Annotated in this window: 14 protein-coding genes; 2 read left to right on the plus strand and 12 right to left on the minus strand. The window is 37.4% G+C overall.

Translation table 11 applies throughout. The features are described from left to right. Positions 1-24: 24 nt before the first annotated feature. From CWB66_RS08690 to apbC, 7 genes are all read right to left on the minus strand, one after another. A complete protein-coding gene (locus CWB66_RS08690) occupies positions 25-441 on the minus strand; it encodes a tetratricopeptide repeat protein (protein ID WP_138585071.1) in 417 nt (138 codons plus the stop codon). Next, entirely contained in the window at positions 441-863 is a 423-nt protein-coding gene (locus tag CWB66_RS08695; RefSeq protein WP_138585072.1) for a hypothetical protein, read from the minus strand. Before CWB66_RS08695 ends, CWB66_RS08690 begins: the two co-directional genes overlap by 1 nt. Before the next feature lie 281 nt (positions 864-1,144). Next, on the minus strand, positions 1,145-1,645 hold the full coding sequence (locus CWB66_RS08700; RefSeq protein ID WP_252371726.1) for a hypothetical protein: 501 nt from the start codon (positions 1,643-1,645) through the stop codon (positions 1,145-1,147). 27 nt (positions 1,646-1,672) lie between these two features. Beyond that, on the minus strand, positions 1,673-2,425 hold the full coding sequence (locus tag CWB66_RS08705; RefSeq protein WP_138585073.1) for an immunity 49 family protein: 753 nt from the start codon (positions 2,423-2,425) through the stop codon (positions 1,673-1,675). 32 nt (positions 2,426-2,457) lie between these two features. Beyond that, positions 2,458-3,210 (minus strand): Imm49 family immunity protein, encoded by a 753-nt coding sequence (locus CWB66_RS08710; protein WP_138585074.1) that lies wholly within the window; start codon positions 3,208-3,210, stop codon positions 2,458-2,460. Positions 3,211-3,384: 174 nt separating this feature from the next. Next, entirely contained in the window at positions 3,385-3,972 is a 588-nt protein-coding gene (gene dcd, locus CWB66_RS08715) for a dCTP deaminase (RefSeq protein WP_138585075.1), read from the minus strand. 6 nt (positions 3,973-3,978) lie between these two features. Continuing rightward, positions 3,979-5,055 (minus strand): iron-sulfur cluster carrier protein ApbC, encoded by a 1,077-nt coding sequence (apbC, locus tag CWB66_RS08720; protein WP_138585076.1) that lies wholly within the window; start codon positions 5,053-5,055, stop codon positions 3,979-3,981. Between the two features lie 187 nt (positions 5,056-5,242). Here apbC and metG point away from each other — a divergent pair, with 187 nt between their 5' ends. Together metG and CWB66_RS08730 are read left to right on the plus strand one after the other, a co-directional pair. Continuing rightward, positions 5,243-7,264, plus strand: coding sequence for a methionine--tRNA ligase (metG, locus tag CWB66_RS08725; protein ID WP_138585077.1), 2,022 nt, complete (start codon positions 5,243-5,245; stop codon positions 7,262-7,264). 253 nt (positions 7,265-7,517) lie between these two features. After that, complete coding sequence (locus tag CWB66_RS08730) at positions 7,518-8,228, plus strand: flagellar brake domain-containing protein (protein ID WP_138585078.1); 711 nt, start codon at positions 7,518-7,520, stop codon at positions 8,226-8,228. A 151-nt stretch (positions 8,229-8,379) separates the two neighbouring features. On the opposite strand, the gene CWB66_RS08735 is transcribed toward CWB66_RS08730, so the two are convergent. The 5 genes from CWB66_RS08735 to aceK form a co-directional block, all read right to left on the minus strand. Next, positions 8,380-9,168, minus strand: coding sequence for a hypothetical protein (locus tag CWB66_RS08735; protein ID WP_171037479.1), 789 nt, complete (start codon positions 9,166-9,168; stop codon positions 8,380-8,382). A 195-nt stretch (positions 9,169-9,363) separates the two neighbouring features. After that, entirely contained in the window at positions 9,364-10,014 is a 651-nt protein-coding gene (lepB, locus tag CWB66_RS08740; protein ID WP_138585079.1) for a signal peptidase I, read from the minus strand. Positions 10,015-10,173: 159 nt separating this feature from the next. Further along, positions 10,174-10,425, minus strand: a complete 252-nt coding sequence (locus CWB66_RS08745; protein WP_007582532.1) for a DUF2999 family protein — start codon at positions 10,423-10,425, stop codon at positions 10,174-10,176. 62 nt (positions 10,426-10,487) lie between these two features. Then, positions 10,488-11,450, minus strand: coding sequence for a zinc-binding dehydrogenase (locus CWB66_RS08750; protein ID WP_138585080.1), 963 nt, complete (start codon positions 11,448-11,450; stop codon positions 10,488-10,490). 64 nt (positions 11,451-11,514) lie between these two features. Continuing rightward, the gene (aceK, locus tag CWB66_RS08755) at positions 11,515-13,287 is read right to left on the minus strand and encodes a bifunctional isocitrate dehydrogenase kinase/phosphatase (RefSeq protein WP_138585081.1); all 1,773 of its coding nucleotides are present in this window, start codon (positions 13,285-13,287) and stop codon (positions 11,515-11,517) included. Between the last annotated feature and the right edge of the window lie 309 nt (positions 13,288-13,596).

Here is a 13,596-nt window from a genome sequence, read left to right on the forward strand (position 1 = left end):
TATAAAAACAACAATAAATTAAATCTATAAATTGATTACAGAAGACAGAAAATCATAAAAAAATAGCCCTTCTTCATGTCCCTCAAAAATCTCTTTACCTGAAAGCATATATGCTTTTAACAGTGAATTTTTACTACTACCTTTATCTCCGAGTTGGTAATAACATTGCCCTATTCTAAAGTGGATAAATGCATTTTCATTTGCTTCAGGATAATTTAAGGCGTCCAATAAAGAGTCTAAAGACTTTTCATATTCATCAGTCATGTAAAAACTATCACCAATCGAAACTTTGAGCCAAAGTACTTCATTCCAATCTTCATTAGGGTCAACGATTAAATCAAGCGCTTTTTGCCAAATGGCTATAGCCCCTAAAAAATCGTCTTCATCGTTCAAGTCATTGCCTTGTTCACAATACTGCTCTATTTGATCATGGATATCCATTATTTGCACTCACTATAGAAAGTTTTATACTTCTTCGGCTGACTAACAAAGCAGCGCCCCTTAGATATTGTATCCGCTTTATCAAACCACACTTTTGCTAGCTCTAACTCACCTTGCTCAAAATATATGGCTCCCTTTAAAAATATAGGTCCATCATCATAGTCATCTAGATGATCTGAGCTAAATAGTTCATCAACTATTTTATGTGAATTTTTATAAAATCCTAACTCATTATACATTTCGCAAATTCCAGAAACAAAGCTGAGAGTTACGTCCCAGTCGAATTTGGGCTCAGGTAACAATCCCCATGTCTTTTCTACTTGCTCTTTCGCCGTAATAAAATCTTTTCTTTCTAATACTTGAAAGGCAAAAATATATAGTTCGTCAATTTTATCTCTTAATTCTACAGGCAAGTTTTTCATTACAACCCTATAATTTTAGGCTTTTTATTTAGTCTTAGCCCAGCATTAAAAACTAATAGTGGGAGCATAATTATTTGAATTAAGCTATCACTTTTGAGCTACTTTAGGTTTCACCCATGTTAAAGCGATATGATTTTAATATTAATAAGTTTAAAGTGTGTGAGGATGTATATATCTCCAGGTAAGGAGACTTAACTAAAGAGTATTTATTCACTTTTACATTTGTATAAATCTCATATCATAAGTAAAAAATACTAAACTTTAATTAGAATTTTTTAGGTTTACTCTTCCATCAATACTACGATAGATTTATTCTGCTCAGCGGCGTCTCTAAACGTAACAAAGTAGCGGTCGCGAACTATTTCATAAGCTTGCGGGTCGAGCTCACCAGCTCTATGCTCAACATCATCTACTAGACCTTTATTTTCACTATTATCTATATCAACCTCAAAATACTTTTTTAGCAAAGGAAATAGGTCTTGCACCATTTCACTTGAAAAAAAGCCAAAAGAACCACTTATGTTAGCATCCGGCCCAATTAATTGATGAGGGAAATAGTTAAATGTGCAAACTGGCAACAACCCTTGGCCACCTACTACGGCATCAAGTAACTCAATAGCAGGAATAAAGCCACGCATGTTTAGCTCTATAGATTGCCATCTAGTAGCTTCATCTTGGGTTATATCTAACAACTCTTGATATTTTTGCTCATCACTTAAATTCAGTGTTGTGGGATAAACATCTTCATCAACAATAAAAAGATTAATTACACTACTCATCATTACCTCTTAAAATTAGTGGTGATAGATTTAATCATTAATTAAATATAACGGTAAATAAAGTGAATCAGTTTTACACTGCCAGCCACGCATATCTTTACCCAATTTAGCCATGCTAAGCGCATTTAATGACATGACTGCATTTCCATCTTCTTTGAAGTCACCGTATTTACACTCATCAGCGTGCCACGCAATGACTTTATCTATGCTTGATTGCCATAAACAATCATCGCCATTGGTAAGGCCTTTAATGGCCTCGATAAGCGGAACAATGCATTGTTGTACATCCTTATCTTTAGTTGATTTAGCCTCAGTAAGCGCATTTTCAATTTCATTTGTCGAAAGTACTTTGCCTGTGCCTATTTTAATTAGTAAGTGATCATATAAAAAAATAGCTTTCTTAGTTACGCTGCTGGTTGTAAAGTCATCTGCATGTTCACGTAATTTACTTATTATTGGCTCATCACCAAACAACAAAGTAACATTAAGCTTATTTTGGATAGTCCATTCGTTGTTATGCCCTTTTAATTCGGGATCAAAACCTGTTAGGTATGCAAATGGTACTGCTTTTTTTAAGTAACACTTAGCTTCTTCATAATTTTCTAAAACGTAGTATGCATAAGCTAGTTCTTGATACTGCCCGGAAAGTATTCTCGCTGCATCTTTTTTATCTTTTCGAGAAGCTAAAGTATCGTTAATATCAGCAAGCCTAACCTCAATAAACATAGGTGCATCTTCAAAAAGTTCTTCAAATTCGAAATCATAATTATTAAGTTTTAACATTCTTATTCCTTGAACGTAAATCTAAAATGCATTTAGCAGTCTATTAAATATAACGGTAAATAGAGTGAATCAGTTTTACATTGCCAGCCATGCATATCTTTACCCAATTTAGCCATGCTAAGCGCATTTAATGACATGACTGCATTTCCATCTTCTTTGAAGTCACCGTATTTACACTCATCAGCGTGCCACGCAATGACTTTATCAATGCTTGATTGCCATAAATAATCATCGCCATTGGTAAGGCCTTTAATCGCTTCAATAAGCGGAACAATACATTGTTGTACATCTTTATCTTTCGTTGATTTAGCCTCAGTAAGCGCATTTTCAATTTCTTCTTCAGGCAGTACTTGACCTGTGCCTATTTTTATTAGTAAGTGATCATATAAAAAAATAGCTTTCTTAGTCACGCTGCTGGTTGTAAAGTCATCTGCATGTTCACGTAATTTGCTTATTATTGAGTCATCACCAAACAACAAAGCGACATTTAACTCACCTTGGATTGTCCACTCATTGTTGTGTCCTTTTAGTTCTGAGTCAAAACCTGTTAAGTATGCAAATGGCGCTGCTTTTTTCAAATAAAGCTTTGCTTCTGTGTAGTTTTCTAATACATAATGAGCATAAGCGAGTTCTTGAAGTTTTCTTGAGAGAATCCTTGTTGCATCCTCCCTTTCTTCAAGAGGAGTCTGCCTGTTGTCCATATCAGCTAATCTAATTTCAATAGTTATAGGTGCTTTTTTAAAAAGCTTTTCAAATTCAAAGTTATAATTATTAAGTTTTAGCATTTTCATTCCTTGAACATAATGATAATAAAGATTATTACTACAACCTAAATGCAAATATTTAATTTAAATAAACAATAAGAGAGTTAATTTTAGAGTAAGAAAAGTTGTGAGCAAAGTTAAAGCACGTTAACTTTGCAATTTGAAACTACTAAGCATAAGCGCTTAAAGTTTTTGCTAGCTATTATCATCACTAATTCGACTTGCTACTGCACTGTTTTGATCTTTATACTTTGCATCTTTACGAATGTTGTATGGGTTTTCACAAGGGCCTGAGAGCATTTCAAAGCTCATAGCACCAATTTTCATCAGTGGGCGAAGCGCCAGTGGTAATTTACCTGAGTTGTAAAACTCTAAAACAATATTACCGCTCCAACCTGGATCTATTCGGTGCGCAGTTACGTGCACCATTAAACCTAAACGTGCAAGTGATGAACGTCCATCTAACCAACCTACTATATCTGCTGGCAACGTTACTTTTTCATGGGTAATAGCTAGTGCGAGTTCACCTGGGTGTAAAAAGAATGCCTCACCTTCATCAAGCACTATTTCTTCACTCATGATTGATTCCATGGCTTTATTTAATTGATCTTTTGGACCACTTAAATCGACGTATGCTGCATTATGCGCATTAAAAGTTCTAAATTTATTACCCAAGCGTAAATCGGCCGTTACACCGGAAATCATCTCGCTCGTTGGTGCAGGCTCAATAACTATGCGGCCATCGCTTAAGTATTCATTAATATGGGTGTCTGAAAGTCTCATTATTTATTAATCTTCTGTAATTACAATTTCAATCGAATTGTGATGCTGTTGATAATAAAGCGTGCTGGCTATTAGTCTCGCTGCTGCGCTGTATGTTTTGCTTATTGCGGCGTCATTATCCTTGGCAATAAGTTTTCCTTGCTCAGAATACTCGCGTATATCTATGGCAAGAGGAATATGACTAAGCACCGGTACGCCATGCTTGTGCGCCAGTTTTTGCGCGCCGTCTTTACCAAATACGTGATTTGCCTCACCGCAGTGGCTGCAAATGTAATGACTCATGTTTTCTATTAAACCCAGCACTGGCACGTTTACTTTATTAAACATAGCAATGCCTTTTTGCGCATCAGCAAGCGCTAAATCTTGCGGCGTAGTGACAATAACAGTGCCGCTCGCGGGAACTTTTTGGCTCATAGTAAGTTGAATATCACCGGTGCCCGGTGGCATATCCACAATTAAGTAATCAAGCTCGCCCCAATCAGTCTCGTTAAGCAATTGGCTAAGTGCGCCTGACGCCATTGGTCCTCGCCATACGGTGGCGTCATCGCTTGGCACTAAAAAACCGATTGATTGCGCTTTAATACCGTTTGCATCAAAAGGCTGTAATTGTTTGTTATCTTTCGTGACCGGCTCTGCGCCCACTAACCCTAAAAGCATGGGAATAGATGGGCCATAAATATCAGCATCTAAAATACCGACCTTTGCGCCTTCATTTTTTAATGCGCCCGCCAAATTCACAGCAGTAGTCGACTTACCTACTCCGCCTTTTCCTGAGGCAATAAGCACAATATGCTTAATCGCTTTAAACTTAGCCGCCTCTTTAATGATAACCTTGGCGCTAATTGTTACAGGCACATTTAAGCTTTCACTTATGTGTTGCTCAACTAAAGGCATTTCTGATTGCCCAGCAAATGGCAGGATTAATTTAATGTGTAGTGATTTATCGTCATTTTGAGTGATAGTATTAATAAAGCTTTCATCAATACCCACGGCAAAAGCCGCACTACGATATGCCGCTAAGGCAGTAATAATCGGTTGTTTTTGCACCGATTTAGAAGAGAATAGTTTCGACAGTCCAAACATAGCAATTAAATAGCGTTTCTTTGATGAAAAGTGCCTCGGAATTATGTAACATTCAGGGCATTAACACCAGTCAATTAATAAAAATCCATAAGCTGTGCACACTCTAAGCAGATAGCTTGTGGATAAATTAATGATAATTGCCGTTTGTATAATAAAAACGGTGTTTTATCCTCAATTCGGAATGATTATGACGCAGCGAAAGATCCTGATTACCAGCGCATTACCTTATGCAAATGGCCCTACTCACTTAGGTCATTTATTGGAATATATTCAAACTGATATTTGGTCACGTTTTCAAAAACTACAGGGCCACGAAGCTTATTATGTTTGCGCAGACGATGCCCACGGCACGCCAATTATGCTTAATGCCCAAAAGCAAGGGATCACGCCTGAAGAAATGGTAAAACAAGTGAGCATAGAGCGCCAACGCGACTTTGCTGATTTTAATATCAAATTTGATAACTACCACAGCACGCACAGCCAAGAAAACAAAGAATTAAGCGAACTTATTTATAACCGCCTAAACGATGCTGGTCATATTAAAAAGCACACTATTTCGCAATTATTCGATCCTGAAAAAGGTATTTTCTTACCAGACCGCTTTGTAACAGGTACTTGCCCAACGTGTAAGTCTGAAAACCAAAACGGCGACAGCTGTGATTCATGTGGTGCCACATACAGCCCAACAGAACTCATCAATCCACGCTCTGTTATGTCGGGTGCTGAGCCTGTACTTAAAGATTCTGAGCATTACTTTTTTGACCTGCCAGCGTTTGAAGGCATGCTAAAGGAGTGGTTACACTCGGGCACTATTCAACAAGAAATGGCTAACAAGCTAGACGAATGGTTTACCGATGGCCTACAACAGTGGGATATTAGCCGCGATGCACCTTACTTTGGTTTTGAAATTCCAAATGCACCAGGCAAATACTTCTACGTTTGGTTAGATGCCCCTATTGGTTACATGGCAAGCTTTAAAAACCTATGTGACAAAAAAGGCATCAACTTTGATGAATTTTGGGCCGAAGGTTCAGACGCTGAGCTTTATCACTTTATTGGTAAAGACATTATTTACTTCCACAGCTTATTTTGGCCAGCAATGCTAGAAGGCGCTAATTTTAGAAAGCCAACTAACGTATTCGCTCATGGTTTTGTCACTGTAAATGGCGAAAAAATGTCTAAATCGAAGGGTACGTTTATCAAAGCGCGTACTTATTTAGATAACTTAAACCCAGAGTACTTACGTTACTACTACGCCGCAAAATTAAGCAGCGGTATTGTTGATCTTGATTTAAATCTAGAAGACTTTGCACAACGTGTAAATTCAGACCTAGTAGGTAAAGTAGTCAACATAGCGAGCCGTTGTGCTGGCTTTATTACGAAAAAGTTTGATGGCAAATTAAGCAGTACTATTATGCTGCCAGCGCTGTTAGCAGAATTTCAAGCTGCTGCACCTAGCATTACATCACACTACGAGAACCGCGATTACAGCCGCGCAATTCGCGAAATAATGGCGCTTGCCGACAAAGCAAACCAATTTATTGATGGCGCAGCACCTTGGGTATTAATTAAAGACGACACTAAGCAACAAGAAGCACACGAAGTGTGTTCTCTTGGTCTTAACTTGTTCCGCGTTTTAATTACTTACTTAAAACCCGTGTTACCAGAAATGGCTGATAACGTACAAGCGTTTTTAAATGACGACCTTGCATGGGACGGCGTTCAAAATGCGCTAGTAAGCCACCCTATCAATAAATTTAAGCCGTTAATGCAACGTGTTGAAATGGATAAAGTGAACAAGATGGTTGAAGAATCTAAAGAAAGCTTAGCGCCAAAAGTAACGATTGACCCTAACAGCCCACTTGCAAAAGAGCCGATTAGCGACGAAATAGAATTTGATGACTTTGCAAAAGTAGATTTACGCGTAGCTAAAATTGCTAAAGCAGAGCACGTAGAAGGCGCAGATAAACTACTTAAGCTAACACTTGATTTAGGCGGCGAAACTCGCCAAGTGTTTGCAGGTATTAAATCAGCTTACGCACCAGAAGATATCGAAGGCAAACTAACCGTTATGGTTGCTAACCTTAAGCCTCGTAAAATGCGCTTTGGTATGTCTGAAGGCATGGTATTAGCAGCAGGTCCTGGCGGAAAAGAAATTTACATTCTTAATCCAGACGACGGTTCAGAGCCTGGTATGCGTGTAATGTAATTATAGTTTAATAAGCCGTTGTAACTTCAGCGGCTTATTGAGTTTCATCACCGCACATATCAAAGTTCGCATAATCATGAATTTGATAATCCTCAATCTATAAAAACCATCCGATCTAAATCAGTTACCTAAATCCGACAATTATAATCAACCCTAAAGTTTAAATCACAATAAAAATACCATCCTTTCAGGCTAGTGTTTTATTATTGCTATTAAAACATACTTGTTTGCTAGTTATGTATAGGTATTCTCTATGGCAGAAGAAAAAAACAACGTGGTAGAAAAAGAAAATTTACCCGATAAAAATAATAAATTTTTTCTAGATCTTTTACCAGGTAAGTTAATTGATATTCAGTTAAATAATCCTATCCAAATGCGCTTTAAACTCCCGCTTATAGGCTATGATATTGGAAAATATTTAGTATTAAAATACCCATCGCAAGCTGGAAAACATAGCTACACTGATGTTTTAAAAGAAGGCAACGGCGCCATTGTTAGGTATGTTGTTGAAGATGAACGAGGAGAATGCATTGCATTTTCTACTACGATTCTTGCAATTTCCTTTCGCCCAGAAAGGTTGATTTTTCTCGACTATCCAAAAAAGATAGAAAGTAGACAATTAAGAGAAACTAGTCGATTAAAAACACACATTCCGGCAAAAATAAGCCTACATGAAGAATATGAGCCTGACAGCAAAGGGTTATTACATGGCTTAATTATTGATATTTCGCCGACTGGGTGTCGATTTACGATTCACGTTAGTTCTGGCTTTTTAGCACTAAAGAGGCGACAGGTTTTTATGCACATCATTTCGCCAATAGATAGTAAACCTGTTGTTATTAGCTCCTACATTAGAAATAACCAAATGAAAGACAGTAATTTACACGTAGGTATAGAATTTGACGCCCAAGAACACGCGAAACTACAAGAATTACTTGAAGCTTTTTCTATTAGTGGTGATTGAATACACTTCAATCATCCTCATTACCGGACCAATTGAACTTTATATTAAACATAGCAATAAAGTGATTAGCTTAAATTAACTGTTCAGATAAACCCCCTTTCTAGCCCTTTTTTATTCGAATTTAAAGGAATTACTAGAGCAGTTAACGTACTTAACTGCGCTTATTTTGTGCATTCATTACCATGACTTTAGGAAGGTGAATAACAATTGATTGAGAGATTATATAAAACACCCAATTAATATATCTTATCTGCGGATAAAATCCTTCTCCGCCATTACCATAAATCCAAAAAAGACCTATTAGGGCATCTGCTAATGCGGCAAAAATTAAACCTAAACTCAATATCCACACACTCAGCGGCGCTTTCAAAGCTCCATATGACTTAACTAACAAAACACTAGCTAGACCCACAGCCGTTATTATAAAGCTATAAGCCCACGTTAATATTAATGTGTAGCTCGCAGCTTTAGGGATATACATAGAGTAAAAAGAGGCCAGAGATACACATAAAGCTATTAAAAAATAAAGACCTAAAATACGAGTGTTATTGCACACTTTTGACTTAATCACAAAAAAACAAGCTAGTAGCAATAGTGTATAACCAGGTGCAAAAAATAAAACTGAGTCAACTAAATAATCATGTTTAATCACATTGCCATGAATATAATATTGCTCTAGTAAATTAAAATTAACGACGTCACCGCATATACATAACAATAATGATCCCGTACAAAGCAACGCAACCCTTTTCACACGCTTACTCTCATTATTTTTATACACACAACGAGTGATACTGATACTGTTAAATAGCAAAAGAGCGAGTGAAGTAACCTCAAAAGTTAATAGTGTATGTTGCTCAGGTGCCCATAATAAACCGGCACTCGCTACAATTAATGCAATAACTGACGCTAAAGCTGATAACTTAATATGTTTATTCATAATATATGACCTGAACTCTGGATAATAAATCTATCTCAGCAGCTATTTTCAATACTAACTGTGTTGAATTTACTTACATGTAGCGCGCTATTGACACATGAAATTGCCTTGTTCTCACTGACAATTCTTAGCCCGAGTAAACCTCTTAACCAGAGTTCACGTTAAATAGTTTTTAGTTAACTCAAAAATTAGGCGTTAATTTAATACTTTTAAAATACGATCTTTTCTTGGTAAATAGTAGTCATCATAATCAAGCGATACAATCACTCGATTAGCTTTACCTAGGAGCTCTTGGCGAGGTATTAGACCAATTACGCGTGAGTCTGCACTATTATCTCGATTATCACCCATTGCAAGGTAGTAACCGTCAGGGATAATTACTTCTGCAAAGCCCGATAAACGCGAAGGACTATGAGCAACACGTATAGAATGTTTATGACCATTTAAATCTTCAATTTTATCAAACGAGTCTGTATTACTTTGCTGATATGCATAAGTAAGCTTTTTGCCATTAATAATAAGTTCATTATTTTCAAGTGCTACGCTGTCTCCTGGAACGCCAATAACACGCTTAATTAAGCGGTTATCTGCAGCTTGTGAATCAAATACAATAATATCACCTGTTTTCGGATCGTTTAATTTTAATAATGATATGTGCGTAAACGGAATACGTAAATCGTAGGCCATTTTGTCGGTAAGGATCCGATCACCTTCTTGAATCGTTGGTTGCATCGATCCTGTAGGTACTTCGTACCAATCTGCAACCGCACTTCTAAAAACACTCATTAATGCAATGAATATGATGAGAGAACGGTTATTTTTCCAAAACTTAAAAAGTGACTTCATGCTTTGTCCTTGCTGTTGGTTGATATTATATGACTTTGTTAAGTAGCAGTCGTTCAATGAGGAGTGTAACAAAATATGTTTAATTTAGAGAAAAGCAAATAGATAGGAAAAAACCAAGGCGAATTTACTTACTATCGACCTTGGCTAAACGTTTACTCGTTACTGATTTAGTTTTTCTTTTGCTTCTTTTACCTTTTCAAAATCTAAACCTAGTTCGTCGGTTGCTTCTTTAATTAAGTGTGGCTGTGTCATTACGACTGCCATTAGTTGCTGTAGTTTTTCTGGTGGAATACCAAGCTCTTGAACAAGTGCCATTGCCATCATTGGGTTTTGAGTAAACGCTTCAAACAATGCTTTTACTTTTTCGTCGCTTACATTGTGCTCTTTAAGTATTGCTAGTATTGGATTCATTATTAAACCTTAAGTGTTTTTTATAGGACTTAGTATATGGGCTAAACCCTAAAATTAAAGAGTTACTCTACAAGTAAAACCACTTTACCCGCATTTTCGTTACGCTCTAAAATAGCATGAGCTTCGTTTGCATCGCCCCAAGGTAGAGTTTTATATACGTTAAAGTCATATTTTTTATCGGCTAGCTCGCTGTAAAAACGCGCTACAAAATCATCACGTAAATTACGTTTAAACTCAATGCTACGATTACGAAGTGTTGAGGCATGGAACGAAATACGCTTTTGTAAAAGCGTTGCAAAATCGACTTCTGCAAAGCGTCCATCTAAAAATGCCAACATTACAATTTGACAATCCATCGCTGCAATAGTGGCGTTTTTATTTAAGTAACTCCCCGAAACAGGATCTACAATTGCATTTGCTGTGAGATTATTTGCTTGCATATATTCTACAAAGTCAGTGGTTTTGTAGTTAATTGCATGATCGGCACCGAGCTCTTTTGCGTGTTGGCATTTATCATCCGTACCAGCGGTAATGACCACGGTAGCTCCAGCGCTTTTAGCCATTTGAATTGCTGCACCGCCCACACCACTCGCACCTGCATGAATAAGCGCTGTTTGCCCTTTTTGCAATTTACCAAGCTCAAATAACGCCCCAAATGCGGTCAAATATACTTCACTTATTGCAGCGCCCTCAGCCATTGTTACATCATCTGGCAATTCCATCAGTTGCTTTGCATCAACGGCTACATATTCACTGTAAGCACCACCAGCACATAACGTAAATATACGCTTATTTAGCCAAGTTTTTTCTACCTCTTTGCCAAGCTCGATAATTGTACCGGCACACTCAAGTCCTAAAATTAGACTGTCTCCTGCTGGTGCTGGGTATTTACCTTGTCGCTGCATACAGTCTGCACGGTTAACACCAATCGCTGCCACTTTAACTAGCACTTCGTGGCTTTTTAAAACCGGCTTGTTGGTTTGTGCAAATGCAAGATTGCTATCTTCATGAGAAATATATTTCATTGTTGCTCCACATGTAAAAACTGTAATAGCTTATAGATGGGGATGAACACAGATCCAAACAACCTCAAAAGCGCCAGCTTTGTTTATAAGGATAAACATCAGGTAAATAGCCTTGGTGTATTTGTTGCTGACAGCTTTGCCAAAACCCAGCTGAAAACAGATTATTATGATGGCTATTAAAGTACTTAAATGCGCTGTCGTTTGCACTAAAAAACACCTTGAACTGACTCGGGAAAATATCGTTTTCGTCTATATCAAAATACGAACTAGTGCTTAGCTCTTCAAGGCTATTTTGTGTTTGCGGTACTTCTCTAAAGTTACACTCAGTCAGTGGGCAAATCTCGTCAAAATCATAAAATACAATCCGGCCCCAACGTGTTACACCAAAATTTTTCATTAACATATCGCCTGGGAATATATTAGCGCCGGCTAACTCTTTAATTGCTTTACCGTAATCAATCATTACCTGCTCTAGAGCTTTGTTATCACAGTGATTAACGTATAAATTAAGCGGGGTCATTTTACGTTCAACATACACGTGTTTTAAAATAAGTGCCTTGCCCGATATAATCATGCTGGTGCCAATTTGGCTTCTCATCTGCTCAAGCAGTTCATCGCTAAAACGGCTTAAATCAAACGCTAAATACCTAAATTCGTGCGTGTCTACCAAGCGCCCAACGCGGTCAGCTTGCTTTACAAAGTTATATTTTTCTTTTACTTGCGCCTTGGTAGCTGTTTTTGGTGCGCTAAATTTATCTTTAATGACTTTGTAAACATAGTCTGAGCCTGCAATTGTAAAAACCAGCATCACCATACCTGGCGTACCAGGTGCTGTTGTGTATTTAAGGTTTACTGGGCTGTTTTTAGTCGTATCAACTTTATAACGATAAAATTCCGTTTTAGCGTGTTTAATAAAACCGATAGCGTTAAATAACTCAAAGCGTTGTTTGTGCGGCATTAATACACTTAAGTAATCTACGTAGCGGGCGGGCTGGTCGGTATCAACCATAAAATAGGCGCGTGCAAAGCCAAATAATAGACTTAATTGATCGGCGCCCATCATTACAGCATCTATTTTTAATCCGTTATCGGTATTCAAAATAGCGATGGCAAAAGGCATATTATCGCCATTTTTAGCTATGCAACGCCCAATTAAATAACAGGCTTTATTTCTGAAAAATAATGAATTAGCGTATTCAATATAGCCATCATTTAAATTTATAAGTTCGTACACCTGTTTGCATTGCTGCTGCGCGCCTTGCATTAACGTACTGTGTAATGTGGCTACATCACGCTCTAAATGATTAAACGGCACTCTAAATACTTGATTAGTAATAAGCGTTTTAACGGCGCTATTGAACCCTTTTTGTAGTGATACTCTACTCACTAAGCTTTCATAAGAGCGTGGCTCACTACGATACTTTGCTTTTAATACAAACAAATGCACAGTACGAATTTTTTTATCATCCCAAATTGCACCAAATGTTGAATTAAAAAAGGTATGCGCTATTGGTTTATTTTCGTGATTTTCTACCATATCGCCATAAATATTTTTAGCTAACTGCCACGTTTGCGGGCAAGTAAGCTCAGCATAAGCGATAACTCTCACGGCTTCACTTACGTTTTTTACTTCGCGCTCGTAAACCTGTAAACGCTCACGCATAGCACTTTGCACACTGTGATACTTTCGTTGTTCAAAACGGCTTTGCGCACCCAGTGTAATATTTAAAAATTGCGAAAACATCGCCTCAAATCCAGCAAAAACAGATCGTGCAAGCTTGCTGGCAATAACGTTTTGCAGCGTATTATTAGATTGATTTGTTAGCCTATTTTGCATAAATACAGCACTTATATTGATGCCAGTTATGGCGGTTATTTCTTATTAATTGTTTACACCTTAGCAAGCAGGCTTTAATTTAGATAATTAATAAACCATATAAATAGAATTTATTGGGCGTATTGACCTTTCGAGGTTAATTTTGCAGCCGCGTATTTGGTTTTTAAGCAAGGCAAAGTACATGTAGTGTGGTGACTCCCCATAAATGAACTTTAACGCTGCATAAAGGCCAAACACACACTGCCCATAGGGTTCTTTCTAGGGACGATTAACTCTTTGTTGCTCGATTTTTACTTAGCCCACTAGGTT

The organism is Pseudoalteromonas sp. S558 (assembly GCF_005886635.1).
In the GTDB taxonomy this organism is placed as follows: Bacteria; Pseudomonadota; Gammaproteobacteria; order Enterobacterales; family Alteromonadaceae; genus Pseudoalteromonas; species Pseudoalteromonas aliena.